The organism is Hwanghaeella grinnelliae, assembly GCF_004005845.1.
Taxonomy (GTDB): Bacteria; Pseudomonadota; Alphaproteobacteria; order UBA8366; family Aestuariispiraceae; genus Hwanghaeella; species Hwanghaeella grinnelliae.
This window is the reverse complement of record NZ_SADE01000002.1, coordinates 141,114-162,015: the sequence shown is the minus strand read 5'-3', so window position 1 is coordinate 162,015 and position 20,902 is coordinate 141,114. Positions and strand designations below refer to the sequence as shown.

At 60.8% G+C, this 20,902-nt stretch carries 20 protein-coding genes; 14 read left to right on the top strand and 6 right to left on the bottom strand.

Going from position 1 to position 20,902, the window contains the following annotated elements; translation table 11 throughout:
• Positions 1–258 precede the first annotated feature (258 nt).
• From EOI86_RS11465 to mutT, 5 genes are all read left to right on the top strand, one after another.
• Positions 259–1,140: a hypothetical protein gene (locus EOI86_RS11465; protein WP_127765351.1), complete on the top strand. Its 882-nt coding sequence runs from the start codon at positions 259–261 to the stop codon at positions 1,138–1,140.
• A gap of 151 nt (positions 1,141–1,291) precedes the next feature.
• Positions 1,292–2,173 (top strand): peptidylprolyl isomerase, encoded by an 882-nt coding sequence (locus EOI86_RS11460; RefSeq protein ID WP_161973799.1) that lies wholly within the window; start codon positions 1,292–1,294, stop codon positions 2,171–2,173.
• A gap of 185 nt (positions 2,174–2,358) precedes the next feature.
• The gene (argJ, locus tag EOI86_RS11455) at positions 2,359–3,597 is read left to right on the top strand and encodes a bifunctional glutamate N-acetyltransferase/amino-acid acetyltransferase ArgJ (RefSeq protein WP_127765349.1); all 1,239 of its coding nucleotides are present in this window, start codon (positions 2,359–2,361) and stop codon (positions 3,595–3,597) included.
• A gap of 6 nt (positions 3,598–3,603) precedes the next feature.
• On the top strand, positions 3,604–4,182 hold the full coding sequence (locus tag EOI86_RS11450) for a GNAT family N-acetyltransferase (RefSeq protein WP_127765348.1): 579 nt from the start codon (positions 3,604–3,606) through the stop codon (positions 4,180–4,182).
• The gene (gene mutT / locus EOI86_RS11445; RefSeq protein WP_127766357.1) at positions 4,182–4,631 is read left to right on the top strand and encodes an 8-oxo-dGTP diphosphatase MutT; all 450 of its coding nucleotides are present in this window, start codon (positions 4,182–4,184) and stop codon (positions 4,629–4,631) included. Before EOI86_RS11450 ends, mutT begins: the two co-directional genes overlap by 1 nt.
• Positions 4,632–4,638: 7 nt before the next feature.
• Here mutT and EOI86_RS11440 read toward each other — a convergent pair whose 3' ends face one another.
• Positions 4,639–5,523: a hypothetical protein gene (locus EOI86_RS11440; protein WP_127765347.1), complete on the bottom strand. Its 885-nt coding sequence runs from the start codon at positions 5,521–5,523 to the stop codon at positions 4,639–4,641.
• Positions 5,524–5,528: 5 nt separating this feature from the next.
• The gene (locus EOI86_RS11435; protein ID WP_127765346.1) at positions 5,529–6,458 is read right to left on the bottom strand and encodes a methyltransferase domain-containing protein; all 930 of its coding nucleotides are present in this window, start codon (positions 6,456–6,458) and stop codon (positions 5,529–5,531) included.
• A 141-nt stretch (positions 6,459–6,599) separates the two neighbouring features.
• Here EOI86_RS11435 and EOI86_RS11430 point away from each other — a divergent pair, with 141 nt between their 5' ends.
• The 4 genes from EOI86_RS11430 to EOI86_RS11415 all read left to right on the top strand — a co-directional run bounded on the left by EOI86_RS11430 (position 6,600) and on the right by EOI86_RS11415 (position 10,285).
• A complete protein-coding gene (locus EOI86_RS11430; RefSeq protein WP_127765345.1) occupies positions 6,600–8,201 on the top strand; it encodes a rhodanese-like domain-containing protein in 1,602 nt (533 codons plus the stop codon).
• A gap of 27 nt (positions 8,202–8,228) precedes the next feature.
• Positions 8,229–8,981, top strand: a complete 753-nt coding sequence (locus EOI86_RS11425; RefSeq protein WP_240035638.1) for a ComF family protein — start codon at positions 8,229–8,231, stop codon at positions 8,979–8,981.
• 165 nt (positions 8,982–9,146) lie between these two features.
• The gene (gene grxC / locus EOI86_RS11420) at positions 9,147–9,431 is read left to right on the top strand and encodes a glutaredoxin 3 (RefSeq protein WP_275668588.1); all 285 of its coding nucleotides are present in this window, start codon (positions 9,147–9,149) and stop codon (positions 9,429–9,431) included.
• Positions 9,428–10,285 carry a carbon-nitrogen hydrolase family protein gene (locus tag EOI86_RS11415; RefSeq protein ID WP_127765343.1) on the top strand — a complete coding sequence of 286 codons (858 nt, stop codon included), beginning with the start codon at positions 9,428–9,430 and terminating at the stop codon, positions 10,283–10,285. Before grxC ends, EOI86_RS11415 begins: the two co-directional genes overlap by 4 nt.
• Before the next feature lie 31 nt (positions 10,286–10,316).
• On the opposite strand, the gene EOI86_RS11410 is transcribed toward EOI86_RS11415, so the two are convergent.
• The gene (locus EOI86_RS11410) at positions 10,317–10,862 is read right to left on the bottom strand and encodes a class I SAM-dependent methyltransferase (protein ID WP_127765342.1); all 546 of its coding nucleotides are present in this window, start codon (positions 10,860–10,862) and stop codon (positions 10,317–10,319) included.
• Positions 10,863–11,026: 164 nt separating this feature from the next.
• On the opposite strand from EOI86_RS11410, the gene EOI86_RS11405 reads away from it, so the two are divergent.
• Positions 11,027–11,458, top strand: coding sequence for a DUF1178 family protein (locus EOI86_RS11405; protein WP_127765341.1), 432 nt, complete (start codon positions 11,027–11,029; stop codon positions 11,456–11,458).
• A 19-nt stretch (positions 11,459–11,477) separates the two neighbouring features.
• Here the strand turns inward: EOI86_RS11405 and EOI86_RS11400 are convergent, their stop codons facing one another.
• From EOI86_RS11400 to ubiG, 3 genes are read right to left on the bottom strand one after another with little or no spacing between them, the layout of a single operon-like run.
• On the bottom strand, positions 11,478–11,957 hold the full coding sequence (locus EOI86_RS11400) for a DUF2269 family protein (protein WP_127765340.1): 480 nt from the start codon (positions 11,955–11,957) through the stop codon (positions 11,478–11,480).
• 3 nt (positions 11,958–11,960) lie between these two features.
• Entirely contained in the window at positions 11,961–13,265 is a 1,305-nt protein-coding gene (locus EOI86_RS11395) for an SDR family oxidoreductase (RefSeq protein ID WP_205032179.1), read from the bottom strand.
• Positions 13,266–13,288: 23 nt separating this feature from the next.
• Positions 13,289–14,047, bottom strand: a complete 759-nt coding sequence (gene ubiG, locus EOI86_RS11390; protein WP_127766355.1) for a bifunctional 2-polyprenyl-6-hydroxyphenol methylase/3-demethylubiquinol 3-O-methyltransferase UbiG — start codon at positions 14,045–14,047, stop codon at positions 13,289–13,291.
• 261 nt (positions 14,048–14,308) lie between these two features.
• Between ubiG and EOI86_RS11385 the strand changes: the two genes are divergently transcribed.
• From EOI86_RS11385 to ispG, 4 genes are all read left to right on the top strand, one after another.
• Positions 14,309–15,529 (top strand): aspartate kinase, encoded by a 1,221-nt coding sequence (locus tag EOI86_RS11385; RefSeq protein ID WP_127765338.1) that lies wholly within the window; start codon positions 14,309–14,311, stop codon positions 15,527–15,529.
• A gap of 217 nt (positions 15,530–15,746) precedes the next feature.
• Entirely contained in the window at positions 15,747–18,014 is a 2,268-nt protein-coding gene (ptsP, locus tag EOI86_RS11380; protein ID WP_127765337.1) for a phosphoenolpyruvate--protein phosphotransferase, read from the top strand.
• 190 nt (positions 18,015–18,204) lie between these two features.
• Positions 18,205–19,578: a helix-turn-helix domain-containing protein gene (locus EOI86_RS11375; RefSeq protein WP_127765336.1), complete on the top strand. Its 1,374-nt coding sequence runs from the start codon at positions 18,205–18,207 to the stop codon at positions 19,576–19,578.
• A 197-nt stretch (positions 19,579–19,775) separates the two neighbouring features.
• Complete coding sequence (ispG, locus tag EOI86_RS11370) at positions 19,776–20,897, top strand: flavodoxin-dependent (E)-4-hydroxy-3-methylbut-2-enyl-diphosphate synthase (protein ID WP_127765335.1); 1,122 nt, start codon at positions 19,776–19,778, stop codon at positions 20,895–20,897.
• The last annotated feature ends 5 nt before the right edge of the window (positions 20,898–20,902 follow it).

The following is a 20,902-nucleotide window of genomic DNA, read 5'->3' as shown; positions in this document are numbered from 1 at the left end:
GTTGATCGCATGTTTAGGTGAAAGTCCCGCATGTCAGATAAGGGGCGGTCCAAGGCCTGTCAACGATACCATGGTTGATTGCCCCGCAAGGAAGCCCCGATTTCCGCAAGACTTACCGCTAATAAAGTAGTATCTTACCTTCCTTGCCGGAAGCCAGAAGGCATCCGACAGGCCGGGAACATCCGGCCAAAGATTTAGACAGTTGATCAGTCAGTAGATCAGGCAATCGTGCCACGAAGCCGACAGAAGGAGGCGACGATGGTTGAGTATATGTCCCAAATACGGCCGAACCTCTTCGGCCAGCGACTGGCGAATTTCGCCGATAACGCATCGCTCACGAAACCCCGCACAGCAACGACAATCGCCTCGAATTTCACACGCAACCCGTTTCGCGACGGGTTGGGCGCCAGGCCAGATGACGCCGGCTTGCGTCGCGGACCCTTTGGGGGACCCGTGGAACTGTCCGATGGGGCTCGACAGGCGCTGCTAGGGTCGGAAAAGGCGCTGGAACTGGCCCGTGATTTCAACGCTGCCCGGCTGGGCCGACCCGCACGCCGCCGGCTGGGTGATTTTTTTCGCGGGTTCTCCAAGGAATTGGGCGCGTCTGAAAGAAATATCGAACAGACGGCCCGGCGCATTGCCCGTTTGACTGAGGATCTGGACCGGCGTTTCGGCGATTTTGCGGAACGCGTGCTCGGCAGGGTGGGGGCCGGTCCTGGCGGATCGGTCAGGTCGACGGAGTTTTCCGTGAGCCAAGTCAGTTTTTCACTGCAGGTCGATACCACGATCTTTTCTATCCTTGAGGATGGTGAGACATCGGCGCTGCGGCTGGATCAGGTACAGCTTTCTTTGCAAGCCGTGCAGATCGAAGGCAGCGTTTCAGTCCGTGAAGGGGTCGCTTTCGCGCCGAAAACGCCGCTATTCGAATTGCGGGACGGGGAAACGCTTACGGATATCGCCGACCGATTGATCAAGGTTTTCGGAACCAAGGCGGTTTCCACGGAATTTGCCACCCAACAAGTCGAACTTGACCTGTCCACGACTGTGTTCACGGCGCAGGGATCCGCCCTGGCAGGCGGTGCAGAGGGTGAGCCCGCCGACGAAACCGACGCGGATGGCGGGGTCAGCGTCGACGCCTAGGGTTTTGTCCGGATCATGCCGCACATCGGCCAGTTCACTTCTACGCTAGGCATTTCGAGCGATGGGCTTCACGGCAGGCTATGCCCTTGTTCCGGGCGGCCCGCTGTGGTCTTTTTGCGGGCATTTCACGAATGGCGCCGGAGTTGACCCAATGCAAATGACTGCCTCCCGTATTGTTAAAGACCTGACCTTGATGGCCTGCGGTGCATTTTCCTGCGCCATGATTGCTGCCGCGCCCGCCGTCGCACAGAGCGCCGATCAAGAGCGGACGGACCAGGTCATAGCGGAGGTCGGCGGTGAGAAACTTTATCGCTCGGATTTCGAGGATGCGTTCCAAGGGCTTCCCCCCGAAACCCAACAAATGGGCCAGGAAACGCTTTATCCGCGGATTCTTGAATCGCTTATCCAGCAGCTTGTCGTGATTCAGACCGGGCTGGAGCAGGGCCTGCAGGACGATCCGGAAATACAAAAACGCATGGAGCTTGTTGAAGCCCAATTGGTCCGCGATCTGTACCTGCGCCGTGCCGTGGAAGCGAAGATCGAGGAAAAGGACCTGCAGGCAGCCTACGACGCCTGGCTTGAGCAGAATCCGCCGAAGGAAGAAGTGAAGGCGCGCCACATCCTGGTGGAAACCGAGGAGGAAGCTCGCAACATCATCAAGATGGTGACCGATGGGCAGGAATTTGCCGAGCTTGCCAAGAAGTACTCGAAAGGCCCCAGCGCGTCGCAGGGCGGGGATCTCGGTTTCTTCGATCGTGGCAGCATGGTGAAGCCCTTCGCGGATGTCGCCTTCGCGTTGCAGCCGAACCAGTTCTCGGCCGACCCGGTCAAAACTAAGTTCGGGTGGCACGTGATTCTGGTGGAAGAGCGCCGCAAAGGCGATTCGCCCAGCTTCGAACAACTTCGTCCCAGCCTGGGTCGGTATGTGGGCGAACAGATGGCACGGCAGATCGCGGCGGAACTGACGGCGAAGTCGGATGTACAGCGCTTTGACCTGTCCGGGAAGCCGATGGCCGCGCCAGCCACGCAGTGATCGCTCGCGGGACCGAGTGCGTGGAAATCTGCGTCCTTCCAGCAAATTGCGTCCCGTCCATGATGTGAGACCCCATTGACGCGAAGCGTCGTTGGCCCGATTACTTAGCACCGAAATACGGTGGGGTCGGGGTCGCTCAGTTGCCGCCCGCGGTCCACCGGCAAAAGATGGATTAGGGGATCGACATGGGTGGGGACGCACCAAAGTCACCTTTCGCGCCGAAATCGTTTCCGGCCTTGCCGGCCATTGACGGTATTCGGATCGCCGCTGCCGCGGCAGGGGTGAAATACAAGGGCCGCAACGACGTTTTCCTGGCCGAGCTTGCCCCGGGCACGCAGGTCGCGGGCGTCTTGACCAAGTCCAAGACCTGTTCCTCCGCCGTCGATTGGTGCCGCACCGTTCTCGACAAAGGCAAGGCCCGCGGCATCATCGTCAATTCCGGCAACTCCAACGCCTTCACCGGCAAGATCGGGGAAAAAGGCACCAAACACATGGTGCAGGCAGCGGCGGATGCTTTGGGCTGCAAACCGAAGCAAGTACTGGTGGCGTCCACCGGTGTCATCGGCGTGCCGTTACCGGGCGACCGGATCAGTGCGGTCATGCCGACCTTGATCGAGGCCTTGGGTCCCGACAATTGGAATGACAGCGCCAACGCGATCATGACCACCGATACATTTCCGAAGCTTGCGACCGCGACCGCTGAAATCGACGGCAAGCAGGTGAAGATCGCCGGGATCGCAAAGGGATCGGGCATGATCGCGCCGGATATGGCGACCATGCTGTCTTTCGTGTTCACTGATGCGAACGTCCCGTCCGCCATCCTTCAAAAGATCCTGAAAGACGGGGCCGACCGGTCCTTCAACTCGATAACCGTTGATGGCGATACATCCACCAGCGACACGTTGATCCTGGCCGCGACCGGCAAGGCCGGAAACAAACCGCCGTCATCCCCATCCGACAAGCGGCTGAAGGGTTTCGTGGCCGCCTTGGATGCGGTTCTGACCGATTTGGCCACCCAGGTGGTGAAGGATGGCGAAGGGGCCAGCAAGTTCATCACCATCGATGTGACGGGCGCGGCTAACAAAAAATCGGCGCGGCGTATTGGCTTGGCCGTTGCCAATTCTCCTCTGGTGAAAACGGCTATTGCCGGCGAGGACGCGAATTGGGGCCGGGTGGTCATGGCGGTTGGCAAATCGGGCGAACCGGCCGACCGGGACAAACTTTCCATTGCCATGGGCGGCGTCACGATCGCCAACAAGGGAGAGGGCGTCTTAGATTATGACGAGGCCCCGGTCGCCGAACACCTGAAGGGCACGGAGGTCCATATCGAAATCGACCTCGGCCTCGGCAAGGGGGCGGCCCGCGTTTGGACCTGCGATCTCACACATGGCTATATCGCTATCAACGCCGATTACCGAAGCTAGTGCAGCGTGACGTGGCCGCCGACTTTCAGTGACGTTCCCGTGCTGGAAACGCCGCGTCTTCGCATGCGGCGCTTCCGGATGTCGGATGTCGGCACTGTTTTCAACCTTGTTTCCGATCTGTCGGTCGCCAAATGGACGGCGCGCATACCGCATCCCTATGAACGCAAGATGGCGGAAGAATGGCTCCGGGATAACGAACGCCTTCGGGACCAGGGAAGAAGCCTGCTCTTCGCCGTGACGGTGCGGGGGGACGACAGTCTCATTGGCGCGGTCAGCCTGGAAATCGAAGACGACCCCGGACATGCCGAGATTGGGTATTACCTGGGACGCGACTATTGGGGGTGCGGCTATATGACGGAAGCCGCCCGGGCCGCGCTGGATTTCGGCTTCGAGGCTCTGGGGGTAGACGTCGTGCGGGCGAATGTGTTCGAAGCGAACGAGGCCTCCGCCGGTGTGTTGCGGAAATTGGGTTTTGTCGACCTCGGGCCATCGACAATGGATGCGCCGGCCCGTGGCGGTATCGTTCCCGTTCTTGCCTACTCTATCGACCGGGCGGTTTGGGCGTCATTGAAGGGTGAAGCATGATGGAAAGCGGGTGCTGGCAGGCAGGCGAACGGGCTGAGACCGCGGGCGAGAGGCCGGTCGTGCTTGTGGTTGCCGTTGCCCTGGTCGATGTCGACGGCCGGGTCTTGATCGCCAAACGGCCACCGGGCAAGAAAATGGCAGGTCTGTGGGAGTTTCCGGGCGGCAAGGTCGACGCCGGCGAGACGCCGGAACAGGCCTTGATCCGCGAGTTGAAGGAAGAGCTGGACATCGACACGCGGCAAAGCTGCTTGGCGCCGCTGACCTTCGCCAGCCATGCCTATGACGACATGCATCTGTTGATGCCGCTCTATGCCTGCCGTGTCTGGCAGGGCGACCCGGTGCCTAAGGAAGGTCAAGAACTGGCCTGGGTTCGGCCGGTCAAAATGAAAGACTATCCGATGCCGCCGGCCGACATTCCGTTGATCGCGATGCTTCGGGACCTGCTATAGGGATGGGTCAGCTTTGCCCCGATGCGGGGTGGCTAAGTTGCCGATAGGTGAGGGACAGGGCGGTAACCCAAATCCCGGCGCCCAGGATGAATTGGCTGCACAGCAGCAATTGCATCAAAAGCATCATCGTCAGCAATCCCGGCGAAATGAAGGCCAGCAGCGAAAAGATCACGCTGACCGGTAGGAAAATCGCCACCATCGCGACAATCACACCGAACAGAACCAGCATCGCCAAGCCCATCAGCGCAAGACCGTTCCCTTTGGTCAATCGCCATGATTCCTGCAGGGTCAGATTGTCCCCTACCGCCGCGGCGGGCAGGACCATCGCGAAGCGCAGCATCACATAGATAGCCACGCCATAGGGGACGACCAGTAGGATCGGCACGACTGCATAGGCAAGGCCGGGCACAGCCCCCAAAATCGTAACGCCGACGAAACCCGACACCAGGGAGGTTGCGAATTGAACGGCGATCTGGATGGCCCCCAGAAGGATCGCCATCAAGATGAATCGACCCTTGGCCGGATCCCATCTAAGTGCTTCCCGCACCGTTTTTCCCTGTTGCGGGCGCAAGATCCGAAAATGCCAGGCGCAGGCAAAGAAACACACGATCACGAAGCCCAGGAACATGAAGATCAGTGCGATCAGGAAGAAGCTGCCATTCTCGTCCAGAAGCCGCGTAGCCAGCTCGTGCGCATCCGCGATCGAAGGCCTATCGGGCAGTGTCATGCCGCCGTCCAGGATGGCAGAGAGCTGATAGACCTGCAGCGCGATGACGTTGAAAGCCAGTGCCACGGCGGGGATGACGGCAATCCGCGCGAAATCGCTCCGCTCGGCCCATACGGTCCGGATGGCTTCCGTCAGAATTGATGCTACGGCGAGTTTGGTCATCACGAACCTTAAGTTCCGTTCGGCTTTTCGCCGGCCGATTGTTCTTCCGCGCCAAGGGCGGCTGCCAATCTGTTGCGCGCCGAACCCGGCCGCAAGGGTTTTTGCTGCGTCTCGTGCGGCGCCCAGCCGTGTAGATAAATGATTTCGAAGGTCGCGGGCACCCGGCCATCCGGTCCGGCATAGCGTTCGGCGTACAATTCCGCCGCGCGCATCAGGATGTCCCGGCCCAAGGGCCGGCGGCTGCGTTCCGCCACGGCATTGCCTTCGCCCATTTTCCGCAATTCCTGCATCAGGGTCAGCGGGTTGCCGTAGGTCACGGTGATCGTGTCGCTGTCGATCACGGGCAGCGCGAAACCGGCGCGTTGCATCAGGGCGCCCGCGTCGCGCAGATCCGCGAAGGGGGAGATGCGCGGGCTCAACCCGTCGCGCAGTTCCACTTCGGCCAGGGCCATCACGTCGCGCAATTCCTTCAACGTCTCGCCGCCCAGCATGGCGCCCAGGAACAAGCCATCCGCTTTCAAGGCCCGGTTGATCTGAATAAGCGCGCCGGGCAGGTCGTTGACCCAATGAAGGGAAAGATTGCTGAGGACAAGGTCGAAGCTTTCCTCGGCGAAGGGCAGCCATTCTTCGTCCGCGGCGACGGCGGGGCGGTCGCCGCGATCCGCCCGTGCAGCCATCCCTGGTGAAAGGTCCGCCTGGATCAGGGTTTGTATGCCGTTCATGCCGGTCACAAAGTCTGACAGCAGGCCTGTTCGGCAGCCAAGGTCGAGGGCCGCGGGAAACAGGCGCGCAATGTCCCGCAGCCTGTCCGTCAACCGGTCGGCGGATTCGCGAACCAGGAAGTCGACATCGTCGAAGCCGGGCGCGGCCCGGTCTCTGTTACGCCGGACCTGTTCCCTGTCGAAGACGGTGATTTGATCGAATTGGGGGCCGTTCATGCAGCCTTATATGGCTTATCATAGGTCCACGGCAAACCCCACAATCCGGAAAGCCCGCCATTCTTGTCCGCGATTTGTCGAGGCCATACAGTGCGGGCTCGTAAACGGAACACACACCCGCCTCAAGGGGCTTAGGGAGGAATGATGACGGTAACGCAGGTAGACGCATCCTGGCTTCGGGCCGCTTTGTTGGATGACGATGAAATCGCGCTGATAGACACACGGGAAGAAGGCCCCTTCGGCGCCAGTCATATCCTGCGCGCCGTAAATATTCCGCTGTCCTTGTTCGAGATAATGCTGCGCCAACTCGTCCCCAATACCGGCGTCCGTTTCGTGTTGATGGATGATGAGTCCGACCGGCTGGAAAAGGCCGTCGCCCTGGCCACCGCTGCCGGATATAGCAATGTGCATACATTGCCGGGCGGATCGAAGGCCTGGGCGGATGCCGGACTGGAACTCTTCAGCGGATTGAACGTGCCGTCCAAGGTCTTCGGCGAATTCATCGAACATACCTACGACACGCCGCGGATCGAGGCGGCGGACCTGAAGAAACTGATGGACGAGGGACAGGACCTGGTCGTCCTCGATAGTCGGCCGATGGATGAATACAACGCCATGAACATTCCGGGCGGGATCGACGCGCCGGGCGCTGAACTGGTCTACCGCGCGAAGGAGGTCATCCCCAGCGACGACACCCTGGTGGTGGTCAATTGCGCGGGGCGGACACGGTCGATCATCGGTTGCCAATCGCTGGTCAATGCCGGCCTGCCGAACAAGGTTGTCGCCTTGAAGGACGGCACCATGGGCTGGTATCTGGCTGGTTTGAAATTGGAAAAGGGCGCGACCCGTACCGTAAACGCCCCATCCGACGATACCATCGCCTGGGCCAAGGATGCCGTGGGCCGCGTATCGCAGCGCTTTGGCGTCCGTTCCGTGGACAAGGCAACGGCGGATGGCTGGCTTGCGGATACGTCCCGCACGACCTTCCTTATCGATGTCCGCTCGCCTGAGGAATACGCCGCTGGTCACCTGCCGGGCGCGGCCTATGCGCCGGGCGGGCAGTTGGTTCAGGCGACCGACACCTATGTTGGCGTGCTCAAGGCCCGCATCGTGCTGGTCGACGATGTGGAAGTCCGGGCGCGCATGACCGCCAGTTGGCTGATCCAGATGGGTTGGGAAGATGTTTATGTCCTGGAAGGCGGACTGGGCGACGGCCCGTTCGAAACGGGTCCCTATGCTCCCCCGGTGCCGGAAGCCGACGCGGCAGCCGTCGACACGGTGACGGCGGCGGAATTGAAGGCACTGGATGGCGCCTTGGTCCTGGATCTGTCCAACAGCGTAAAATACCGCAAGGGCCATATCGCCGGGTCGAAATGGGCGATCCGAAGCACCTTGGCGCGCGATTTGGACCGCGCAGCGGTCGGTGACACGCCGATCGTGGTCAGCAGCCGCGACGACCGTTTGTCGCGGCTGGCCGCCGGCGACTTGCTGGCCCTGGGCGCGAAGGACGTACGCGTCCTGACCGGCGGTCACGATGCTTGGGTTGCGGCCGGCGGCGCGCTGGAAACGGGTTTGGAGAACACGGTTGCGCCGCTGCCGGCGGACGATCTGTATTTCAAACCCTATGACCGTGACCACGGGGTCGAGCAGGCAATGAAAGCCTATCTCGATTGGGAAGTGGCCCTGGTTGAGCAGTTGGAGCGGGATCAGACCATGATTTTCCCGCAATTCCCGGCGGGCTAAACCATGGAGGGGCGGCGGGAAATCGGTATGTCGGTTTCCCTCTCCGGTCAGCTTGCCGATGCGGCGCGGGCGGGGTTGGACTTGTTGCTGCCGCCCCGCTGCCCGGAAACCGGCGCCCTGATCTCAGGCGCGCCCGGTGTCTCCGCGGATGCCTGGCGGAACCTGCATTTCCTTGCCGGCCCATGCTGCGAATGCTGCGGCTTGCCTTTCGACATCGATCTGCCGGGCGGCACGCTCTGTGCCGCTTGTGAGGCGTCGGCCCCGCGCTATGACCGGGCAAGGGCGGTTCTGGCCTATGACGAATTCAGTAAATCGCTTCTGTTGAACCTGAAGCATGGCGACCGGACGGATATTGCACCCTTGTTGGGCGGTTGGCTCCGCCGCGCCGGGGATGGCCTGATCCGGAACGCGGATATCGTTGCGCCGGTGCCGATGCACCGCAGTCGTCTTTTCCGGCGCCGGTTCAATCAGGCGGGCTTGCTGGCCGCCGGTATGACCCAGGGAACCGGGCATCGCCCGGCCTTGGATTTGTTGGAACGTATCCGCGCCACGCCGACGCAGGGGCATTTGTCGCGTCTGGCGCGGTCCCGCAATGTACGGGGCGCTTTCGCGGTCCGGGCGAAGTATCGCGGACAATTGGACGGCAAACGCGTCCTGCTGGTGGATGACGTTTTCACGACCGGCGCAACGGTGGAGGAATGTGCCCGCGTCCTGCGCCGTGCGGGGGTTAAGTTTGTCGATGTGATCACGGTTGCCCGGGTGCTTCGGCCGCGGCACTGAGCGGCGAAAGCCTGATTTTGTCGGCGGCCCTTTCGTTACGGTTGATGAACCTGTGAATGTTGCGCATCTTTGATTCTTGCGCCCGATACGCCATATCTCGAATCAGGAAAGAATTTTACGGTGCCGCTTTTGACGCGCTGAAGGCAGTGTTCAGGTGGCTTCCAGATGAAAGGACGGAAAAGTATGGCCAAGGTCGAACTCTACACCCGCCCCATGTGCGGCTTCTGCTATCAGGCGAAAAAGCTGCTGGATAAGAAGGGCGTGACCTATACGGAATACAATATCTGGACCGATGCGGGCCGGAAGGACGAGATGGCCGAACGGTCCAAGGGTGGCCGCACGGTGCCGCAGATCTTTGTCGATGACACCCATGTCGGCGGTTGCACGGACCTGATGGAGCTTGAGCAGCAAGGCAAGCTCGATGATTTGCTGAAAGGTCAGGCCGCGTGACCGATACGCTCCGCGTCGCCTGCGTTCAGATCACGGGCAAGCCCCGTGTGGAGGATAATATTGCCCTGATCGACCCGATGATCCGGGAGGCTGCGGCGAAGGGCGCGGATTTGGTTTGTTTGCCTGAAATCTGCAATCTTGTGCAGAAGAACCGCGAAGAGCAGCAGAAGCAGGTCAGGACCGAAGCGGAAGACCCCGCGCTTGCCGCCTTCCGCGCCTTGGCGAAGGAACTCGGCATCTGGATCCACGCGGGGTCGTTGGCGATCCGCCCTGAAGAGGGCGACAGGCTGGCCAATCGCGGGTTCTTGATCGCGCCGGATGGCACGATCCGCGCGAAATACGACAAGATTCACATGTTCGATGTGGACCTTGAGAACGCCGAATCCTATCGCGAAAGCTTTTCCTACCGGCCCGGCGAGCATGCCGTCCTGGCGGAAACGCCTTGGGGCGGTTACGGCATGGGCGTTTGCTACGACGTCCGCTTCCCGGCCCTGTTCCGCGATTTGGCGGGGGCTGGGGCAAAGGTGTTGACCATGCCGGCCTGTTTCACGCAGCCGACGGGCAAAGCCCATTGGCATGTGCTGCTGCGCGCCCGGGCCATCGAAAATGGATGCTTCGTAATCGCGGCCGCGCAATGCGGCGAGCATGAGGACGGGCGTAAAACCTATGGCCATTCACTGATCATCGACCCCTGGGGCGAGGTGTTGGCCGATGCCGGTCCCGACCAGGGAATTATCCTGGCCGATCTCGACATGGCTCGCGTCGATGAGGTGCGCGGCATGGTGCCCAGCCTGAAGAACGGGCGGGACTATGCACCGCCGGTACCGCTGGATTTGGCCCAGGCGGGCGAGTGAATCCGTTTAGACGCCCTTCCGGTGTGCCTGATTAGACGCCCTTGCGGGCGTGCAGCCGCTGAATAACGGCGGGTTTCGGGTCCGTCACTTCCCCTTCGAAGAAATCTATCAGGTCGAAGCCCCCGGTTTCAGCGACGGTTTTCAATTCGCCCGGCTTCAGCAGGAAGTCGGGGTTCCTGGGCCGACCGAGCCGCTCATTCCCCAGTGCGAATGTCTGGTAGAGCAATGCGCCGCCCGGTGCCACGGAGGCGAGGATCTGAGGCAGTATAGGCCGCCAAAGGTAATTCGTGACCACGACAAACTCGAATGTTCTGCCGGCCAGCGGCCAGGCGGCGTTTTCCAGGTCCGCCTGCAGAATTTCGCAATCCGGGTTGTTCGACAGGTCGGCTACACCGGCCGTATCGACATCGACGAACGTGACCCGGCATCCCCTTTCCAGAAAGGCGCGCCCGTGACGGCCGCCGCCACAGGCCAAATCCAGCACGCTCTGCCCGGCATCCGCGTCCGCCGCACAGGACGCTATCCAGCGCAGGGGCGCTGATGGGGCGTGGGGTGTTGGCTTTGTATCGGCTGTCATTGATGGATCTCTCCCACCCTTGATTCTTGCGCTTGCGGCATATGTGCCTATTTATAACCTGTTTGGCACTCCTGTATGGAAACTGCTAGACGATTTGGTAAGGTCGATGGGCTCAGCATGCCGATAGGGCAGCGGACGCCGTTTGTAAAAGGACTTGGACTGAGATGATCTCGTTCAATCTTATCTGCAAGAACGATCATGAATTCGAGGGCTGGTTTCCGAACAGCGCCGATTTCGACGAACAATGCGCTAAAAAGCGGATTGAATGCCCAGTTTGCGCCAATCGTAATATTCAGAAGGCGTTGAGCGCCCCGAATATCGCCACCGGCGAGTCCAGGGATGCCGCGCGCCGGGAAAAAATGCAGAAGGCCGTTCAGGAACAGAAAGTCGTGATGGCCAAGATGCGGGAATACGTGAAGGACAATTGCGACTATGTCGGGTCCGATTTCGCGGAAGAGGCCCGCAAGATCCACTACGGCGAAGCCGACGAACGCGGCATCTACGGCGAATCCACCCTGGACGAAGCCAAGGAGCTGGCCGAGGAAGGCATCCCCGTCGCCCCCATCCCCTGGATGGAAGAAACCAAGGAACACTGACCGCTGCCGGGTGACAGGATTACCAAAATGTCAGGTCGGGTCTGTTCAGCATCAGCCAGAAAATCGCCAAAACGCTGATGAAGGCGGGGAACCCGCAGGCGAACCAAATTCTATAAAGACGGTGATAAGCGTTGGGCAGGGGCAGGGAGGATTGAGCCGCCTGACGCGCCAGGTTCCGCAGTTTTGCTTGGATAGCGATGACCGGTAGCCAGAAGACACCGGTCAGAACGTATAATCCCAGAGACGCCATTATCCAGCCTTCGTTTAACGGCCAGCCGATTTCCAATGCCAACAGAACGCCCGTGATTGGCTGGGCAATCACCGCCGTCGTCGTAAACAGGAAATCTGCCAATACTACGGTAGATGCCGTATGCGCGATGACCAGCGGATTGCGGGTGCGATGAGCCATCACCATGAAAAAGGCGATACCTGCCCCGGTACCGAGTAGTACCGCCGCGCCGATCACATGCAGCCAGCGGAGGAGTTCTATCGTTTCCATCGCTTAGCGCTCGTCTATCATGGATGCCGCGGCGAGCGACAGTCCGATGGCGGGTAGGACTTTGACGAAAACGCCGAGCGGATCGGCCCAAAGCTCGGGTGTCAGAACCGTTCCCAGGCCAAGATAAAGCAGCGAAACCCCGACGGATGCCAGGCAGGCCGTCCGCGCGGTCTTTCGAAACAGCAGGGCCAAACCGACTGCGATGTCCAAGCACGATCCGCCGATTACACTGGCATGCGCCAGCAGCGGCGGCAGATCGTCTTCGATGACACGAACGGCATCCGCCTCGAAGACTAGGCCGATTACCCCGGATGCCAGCCAGAAAAGGCTCAACACCAAGATCAATAGAGGTGCGATCAGCCGTAGGCGGGCAAAGACGCGTTCCTGCAAGGTGGAAGGCAGGTCGATCAAGGTTTCGGTCAAACTGCGCGGCGCGATTCCGGTGGCTGCGACCCAATCGCCGGAATCCGCAGTGATGCCGCCCGCGAGCACTTGCAACGATGTCGTTCGCAAAGCGGACCGCCAGCCCAACCAGGCTGCCGCATCCGCGCATTTCGCCAACAATCTGGCGATGGCGGGTGGCACGTCGATGACACGAAGCGGGGCCGGAAAGGCGAGCCATTGGCGGACGGCGAGAATGACTTGGGCAAGCGTATGGCTTTCCGTCTCAACCAGGTCAAATGCGCGGCGCGAAAGGGCTGGATCGGTCAGGGACCGGACGACCGCACCCGTCACATCCGCGATGGAGACGGTCTGAACCGGGCTGTTTGCAAAGACGACGGGTTGTACGAAGGGAAAGGCTGCGATGCTGCGCACAAGGCTGGTGCCGCCATAGGCGGTGGGCGCAATCACCAGACCCGGCTTCAAAACGGTCCAGTCCAGACCGCTGCGTTTTAGGGTGTCGTCCGCCTCGCCTTTGGTGCTCAGGAAGGCAAGGCTTGCGGTTCCAGCCGCGCCGGGGGCCGATATCTGCACGAATTTCCGGACGCCGGTTTGTTCGCAGGCGGCGACCAGTGTGGTTATGGAACGGGATTGCACATCGGACAGTTTCTGACCGGGCGAATCCTGCAGCGCACCGGACGCATTCACCACGGCCTCAATGCCTTCCAAATGGCCCAGCCAATCGGCGGTACCGGTCATTTGCGAGAGGTCGGTCCCGATCCAGTGCGCATTTGGAAGAACCTTCCGGCCATGATCGGCGGAACGGCCGAGGGCAACGACCGTGTTCCCGGCCTTGATCAGTGCCTTGGAGACTTCCAGACCGATCAATCCATAGGCGCCAAGAACAAGGACCTTCATCTCTTCCATGCCAGTTCTGATGGACCCACTGGTCAGCGCCGCTCGGCGATCCCCATATAGTTCACCGCCAGATCCTTTGGGGTAAGCGACCATTCGTCCCGGATCGGGTTGTAGGCGACGCCGGTCAGTTCGGTCAGTTCCATGCCGGCCGGGCGCAGCGCGGCGGCCAGTTCCGACGGTTTGACGAATTTTTTCCAGTCATGCGTCCCACGCGGCAGCCAGCCCAGCACGTATTCCGCCCCGACAATGGCGAGCGCGAAGGACTTTGCCGTCCGGTTCAAGGTGGCGAGGAACATCATGCCGCCAGGCGCGACCAGATCGGCCGAAGCGCCCAGGAATGTGTCCACATTGGCGACATGTTCGACCACTTCCATGTTCATGACCGCGTCAAAACGCTTTTCGCCCGCCGCCAAGTCCTCCACCGAGGTGAACCGGTAGTCGATTTCCAGCCCCATCTGCTCCGCATGGGCGGCGGCGACATGGACGGACCGTTCCGTCGCATCGATGCCGGTGACCTCCGCGCCGAGCCGTGTCAGTGGTTCGCACAGCAATCCCCCGCCGCAGCCGATATCCAGGATCGACAACCCTTTCAGCGGTTCCGGCGCCAGCGGGTCGCGGTCGAAATGGGCGCAGATCCGGTCGCGGATGAAGGCGATGCGGACGGGATTGAACTTGTGCAACGGCTTGAACTTGCCGTCCGGGTCCCACCATTCCTCGGCCATCGCGGCGAATTTCGCGATTTCCGCATCGTCGACGGTGCCCCCAAACGGTTTCGGGGTCTCCTTGTCCATATAGCCGGCATTGCCCGTCTTGGGGTCGCCGGAGGAGAGTGTTTCTGCGGGCTGTGCCATGGCCGGGTGTTTCCTCAGCTTGCGTGCCTGTTTCTGTCCGAGTATGGATAGCGCGCCCCGGCCCCTGGGGACAATGCCCGTGCGCGTGTACGGCATGCGACCCAGTGGCCAATCGAAGCGGTTTCGCCGGCATTGCCCGTTCAGGGCGAGACGGCGGCGCCGTGAACCAGTGTCGGTCTCCTTTAAGGTACGAAGGTTGTTATGGCCCGGATCGTCATGAAATTCGGCGGCACGTCGGTTGCCGATTTGGACCGCATTGCTAATGCGGCCGAACGCGTTCGCCGCGAGGTCGAGGCAGGGAACGAGGTGATTGTCACCGTTTCCGCCATGGCCGGTGTAACCAATCAACTGGTCGGCTATGTCGATCAGACCAGCAAGATGTACGATGCCCGCGAATACGACACGATCGTATCCAGCGGCGAGCAGGTGACCGCGGGCCTGATGGCGCTGCGCCTGCAGTCGATGGGCATATCTGCCCGTTCTTGGCTGGGTTGGCAGATTCCGATCAAAACGAATGAAGTGCACGGCAAGGCGCGGATCGAGGATATCTCGACCGATGCCATCGTCGCCCGTTTCGCGGAAAACCAGGTCGCGGTCGTGGCCGGGTTCCAGGGGTTGAGCCCGCTGAATCGGATCACGACACTGGGCCGCGGCGGCAGTGATACGACGGCCGTGGCGCTGGCGGCTGCCTTTAAGGCGGATCGCTGCGACATCTATACGGATGTGGATGGCGTCTATACGACCGACCCGCGCATCGTCTCGAAGGCGAAGAAGATCGATATGATCACCTTCGAGGAAATGCTGGAAATGGCGTCGCAGGGCGCGAAGGTGCTGCAGACGCGGTCGGTCGAAGTGGCAATGAACCACGGGGTGAAGCTGCAGGTGCGCAGCAGCTTTGAGGATACCCCGGGCACAATGGTGGTGGACGAGGACGAAATCGTGGAACAGCAGGTCGTTAGCGGTATCGCATATAGCAGGGACGAGGCGAAAATCACGCTCGTTCGGGTCAACGACAAGCCGGGCGTCGCGGCGGCGATTTTCGGACCGCTGTCGGACGGGTCGATCAATGTCGATATGATCGTTCAGTCTGTTTCTCCCGATGGGGAACGGACCGATATGACCTTCACCGTCACAAAAACCGATCTGGGTCGGGCCATCGAGGTTCTGGAGGCGAACCGGCCGGAAATCGGTTACGAGAACCTTTTGTCGGACGACAATGTGGTGAAAATTTCCGTCATCGGTGTCGGCATGCGCAGTCATGCCGGTGTCGCGCAGACGATGTTCCGGACATTGTCCGAGAAGGGAATCAACATTCAGGTGATCTCGACCAGCGAGATCAAGATCTCCACGTTGATTTCCGAAGATTATACCGAACTTGCCTTGCGTGCGCTCCACACGGCGTATGGGTTGGACGCACAATAGGCATTAGTCCCCTGGACCAGGACGTTTTCGGCGGACAAGGTGTCGTTACGGCGCGCGAAAAAGCGTTGTGCTAAAGCAAAATGAGCCGGTTGAAATCGGCCGGGGCGGGGCATGGACGGAAATGAATGCCGTGCTCCGCCGTATTTGATTCCGGGGGGTGAATCGGGTGGCTGTAATGTAGCGATGATCCATGGTGGGACATCGTTTGGAGGGCTGAATGGCGCAAAGGGCGACATGGGCGGGGTCCCGCCTGTTGCTGCGGCGATTGCGGGACGTCATGGCGGGGTCCGGCAGCGCACAGGAGCGTCTTGACCTCATCGCCCAGATCATCGCCCGCGACATGGTCGCCGAAGTGTGCTCGATCTATGTCCGCCGCGCCGGCGAGGTTATCGAGCTTTTCGCCACGGAAGGCCTGCATCCGGACGCCGTCCACAAAATCCGCTTTCGGTTCGGCGAAGGTATCGTCGGTGTGGTCGCGGCCTCCGCCCGGCCGATTGCCTTGGCCGAGGCGCAGAAACATCCGAACTTTGCCTACCGCCCGGAAACCGGGGAAGAAATCTATCAATCCATGCTCGGCGTTCCGATCCTGCGGGGCGGGCGGGTGCTCGGCGTGTTGGCCATTCAGAACCGGACCCAAAGGGAATATGCCGAGGAGGAAGTAGAAACCCTCGAGACCGTGGGTATGGTCATTGCCGAAATGCTCGCGACCGGCGAAGTGATCAGCGCCCAGGAGCAGCAGCCGGTCGATGGCTTGGCGCTGAAGCCGCTGCGTTTGGAAGGGATCCGGATTTCGCCCGGTCTGGCGCTCGGTAATGCGGTTCTGCATCAACCCTCGATCACCATCACCGACCCGATTGCCGAGGATGAGGACGCGGAGCTTGAGCGTATCGACGAGGCGATGTCGGAGATGCACTCCGCCCTTGACCTGCTGATCGCGCGGTTTGACGGGGAAACGGCAAGCGACCACCTCGACATCCTGCGGACCTTCCGCATGGTGGCCGAGGACCGAGGGTGGATCCGACGCATCCGCGAAGCGATCGGTACCGGCCTGACGGCCGAAGCCGCGGTGGCCCGCGTACAGAATGATACACGGGCGCGGATGGCGGTGGTTCAGGATCCCTATATCCGCGAACGTTTGGCTGATTTTGAAGAACTGACCAACCGCCTGCAGCAGCATCTGTCCGGCGATATGGGGCCGTCCGGCGTGGAATTGCCGGACAATGCCATTCTCGTAGCCAGACAATTGGGACCGGCTGAACTGCTGGACTACGACCATACGAAATTGCGCGGCGTGGTTCTGGAAGAAGGGTCCGTGGTTTCGCATGTCGCTATCGTCGCGCGGGCCCTCGACATTCCGGTGGTCGGGCGGGTGCGCGGGTGCGTATCGCGGATCGAACCGCTGGACCGCATCGTGGTCGATGGGCAGAACGGCGTCTGCTTCATCCGGCCGGGCGAAGACTTTCAGCGCGTCTTCTCGGAATCCATGGACCTTTATGCGGAACAGCGCGCGGCCTATATGCGCGACCGCAGCAAACCGTCGGTCACGCTGGACGGGGTCGATATCGACCTGTTCATCAATGCGGGGCTTTTGATCGACGTACCGCATCTGGAAGAAAGCGGCGCGGTGGGGATTGGGCTTTACCGGACCGAAGTCCCTTTCATGGTCCGCTCGGGCTTTCCGAATGTGGATGAGCAGCAGAAGCTCTACCAGAACATCCTGGACCAAGCCGGGGACAAGCAGGTCGTCTTCCGGACGCTCGATATCGGCGGGGACAAGATCCCTTCCTATGTCCGCGAGTCGGAGGAGGAAAATCCGGCCCTTGGCTGGCGTGCCCTGCGGATCGGGTTGGATCGGCCCTATATGCTGCGGCAGCAGCTTCGCGCCCTTATCGGCGCCGCGTCCGGGCGTCCGCTTCATGTCATGTTCCCGATGGTTGCTGAAGTCTCGGAATTCGATGCCGCCCGGGCGGTAATGGACCTGGAGTTGAAGAGGGCCGCGGAAAAAGGGGTCGATCTGCCGTCGCAAATCTCTGTCGGGACGATGCTGGAAGTGCCGGCGCTGTTGTTCCAATTGCCGACCCTGTTGTCGCGGGTGGATTTCGTCTCGGTAGGGTCGAACGACTTGCAGCAATTCCTGTTCGCCAGCGACCGCGGCAATCCGAAGCTGGATGGCCGGTACGACCCGTTGGCGCCCGGGATGCTGCGGATGCTGAAGACCGTCGTGGATGCTTGCGCGGAAGCGGATGTGCCGCTGGCGCTGTGCGGGGAAATGGCCGGGTCGCCGCTGGAGGCGCTGGCGCTGATCGGTCTGGGGTTCAGACGGTTATCAATGAACGCAAGTTCTGTAGGCCCTGTTAGGGCAATGGTTCGTAGTGTTCAATGTGAAAACCTGACCGGTTTCATAGAGAGTATAATGAATAGCCACCATCATTCATTACGCAGTTACTTGGCCTCTTACGCGAAGGACCATAAGGTTCAAACTTAATGTTCACATTTAGTGCGTTGCTTTTAATGAACTCTTTGTGCTACTGGTGGGTGAGTGATCGGTCAACAGTGGTTTACGTTAAGTACTGACGATATCTTTACGAGTGCCGACGACGACTTGGTTATCCTTCGCGAATTGCACGGATCGATCCAAACATGGCCGTGCGTCGGTCTGACGATTGGATAGTACGATGGCTAGAGGCGGTGCGGCGAAAGAAGCCGCGAACGATTCCATTAGAACGGAACTCAAGACGGTTGTGGATAACCGCACTGTCGGGGAGATCCTGACCGAAGCGCGCATGGCGCATGGCATGGACTACGCCGATGTCGCAGCGCAGCTCCGTATCAGGCGCACTTATATCGAAGCGATTGAGGAAGGTCGGTTGGGTGATCTGCCCGGGTCGACTTACGCGATCGGTTTCGTCCGCACTTATGCGGAATTGATGGACCTCGACGTTCCGAAAGTCGTCGCCAAGTTCAAACAGGAAGCTGCGGAATTCGAAGACCGGACCCAGTTGGTCTTTCCCGAACCGATGCCCGGCAGCCGCGGGCCGACTGTGTCGGTCATTGTAATTGCGATCTTGATGCTCGCCGGTGCCTATGGCGGCTGGCTGTACGTGTCCAACAAGGATCGCGAAACGATCGAATTGGTCCCGCCCCTGCCGGAAGCACTAACCCAATTGTTGTCCAAGTCCACGGTTGAACCGGCCGTTCCAGCTGCCGAAGAGCGTGCCGCTGCGCCTGAAACCGCGCCCGAAGCTGCCGTCCCAGGTGCCGCCCCTGAGGCAGCATCTACATCGCAAACAGCGACGGTGCCGACCCCGGTAACGGAGACGCCGGAGACGACGACAACCGAACAGCCGACGATCGTGAATGAAACGATCGCATCCGCGCCGGTGACCGAAGCGACGAACCAGACCGAAACGATTGCGGAATCAGTCGCTGTAACGGCTGAATCCGCCGAACCCGCCGCAGCGCGGGCAGAAGAAACGGTTGAGGCTGCCGTACCGGAGACGCCAGTTGCGGAGGCGCCGGCGGCGACGCAACAAGAACCTGCCGTGGAACAGGCCGAAACTGTGGCCGCCACTGCCGTCGAGACGGCGGAACCGGCCCCGGTGGTTAATCCCGTGGTTAATCCGGTGGTAAATCCGGTGGTGGCCGAAGAACCGGCGGCGGTCGAAGAAACCACGGCGCCCGCAACGGCAGCAACGGAAACCGTGCAACAGGCCGCGGTTCCGGAAACAGATACCGAATTGCCGACGGTCGGCGGTTCGGAACCGGCCGCGTTCGGCGCCGATACCGGTGTCTCGCGGATTGTCATCAAGGCCACCTCACCGGCATGGGTTGAGATCACCGCTGCCGATGGTGAAGTTTTGCTGAACCGCTTGTTGCGGGTTGGCGATACGTTCAAGGTTCCCGACCAACCGGGCATCACTTTGGTCACGGGCAGCGCCGGCGGCCTGGAATTCACGGTCGACGGCAAGACAGCCCCGCCGATCGGTGAAATTGGCGATGTGCGCCGCGATGTCGTTTTGGAACCAGATGCCTTGCTGAAGGCACAGTAGTCCATAAAGCGGATCCAATAAGCGATGTTAAGGGCCCTTGATACGTTGAGGGCCCTTGATCTTTTCAGGCCCTGCACGCATTTTCCCAACCACCCGGCCCATCCGGCCGAACCGCGCCTGTGTGGAGAGAGCCTCGAGGCACATTGTGTTCGGTAGCGGAGCGTCCGGAACGGAGCATCACCGAACAGGTCAACACTATGAGTGTGCGTCCCTATCGCGATATCTATCGCCGCAAATCCCGTCAGGTCATGGTTGGGTCCGTGCCCGTGGGTGGCGATGCGCCCATCACCGTGCAGACCATGACCAATACGTTGACCGCCGATGTCGACGCGACGGTCGCGCAGGTGCGCCGATGCGAAGAGGCCGGGGTCGACATCATCCGGATTTCCTGCCCCGACGAAGCCTCGACCGATGGGCTCGCGAAAATCATCCCGCAGATTCAGGTGCCCGTCGTCGCGGACATTCATTTCCACTACAAGCGCGCGATCGAAGCGGCCGAGGCGGGCGCCGCCTGCCTGCGGATCAATCCGGGTAATATCGGAAGCGCCGAACGGGTCCGCGAAGTCGTCAAGGCGGCCAAGGATCACGGATGCAGCATGCGGATCGGCGTCAATGCCGGCTCGCTTGAGCGCCACCTGCTGGAGAAATACGGCGAACCGGTCCCCGAAGCGATGGTGGAAAGCGCGCTGGAACACGCGAAGATATTGGAAGACAACGATTTCTTCGACTTCAAGATCAGCGTGAAAGCCTCCGACGTGTTTCTCGCCGCCGCCGCCTATCAGGGCCTGGCGGAAGCCTGCGACTATCCCCTGCATCTCGGCGTGACGGAAGCGGGCGGCCTGCGAACCGGTACGATCAAGAGTTCCATCGGGATCGGGTCTCTGCTTTGGGCGGGGATCGGCGATACGATCCGTGTTTCGCTGTCGGCCGACCCGGTCGAGGAAGTGAAGGTCGGCTTCGACATCCTGAAATCGCTGGGCCTGCGCTATCGCGGCGTCAACGTGATTTCCTGCCCCTCCTGCGCGCGTCAGCAGTTCGACGTGATCGAGACCGTTCGGGTCCTGGAGGAGAAGCTTTCCCATATTACGACGCCGATGACCGTTTCGGTGATCGGCTGTGTGGTCAACGGGCCTGGCGAGGCGCGGGAAACCGATATCGGTTTCACCGGCGGCGGCAAGGGAACCCATCAAGTCTACATCGCCGGGCAGCCGGCCCATCGCCTGAAGGACGAAGGCATCGTCGACCATCTGGTCGGATTGGTCGAAGCCAAGGCGGCGGAAATCGAACAAGAGCGGCTGGAAGCGGCCGCGGCGGAATAACCGGA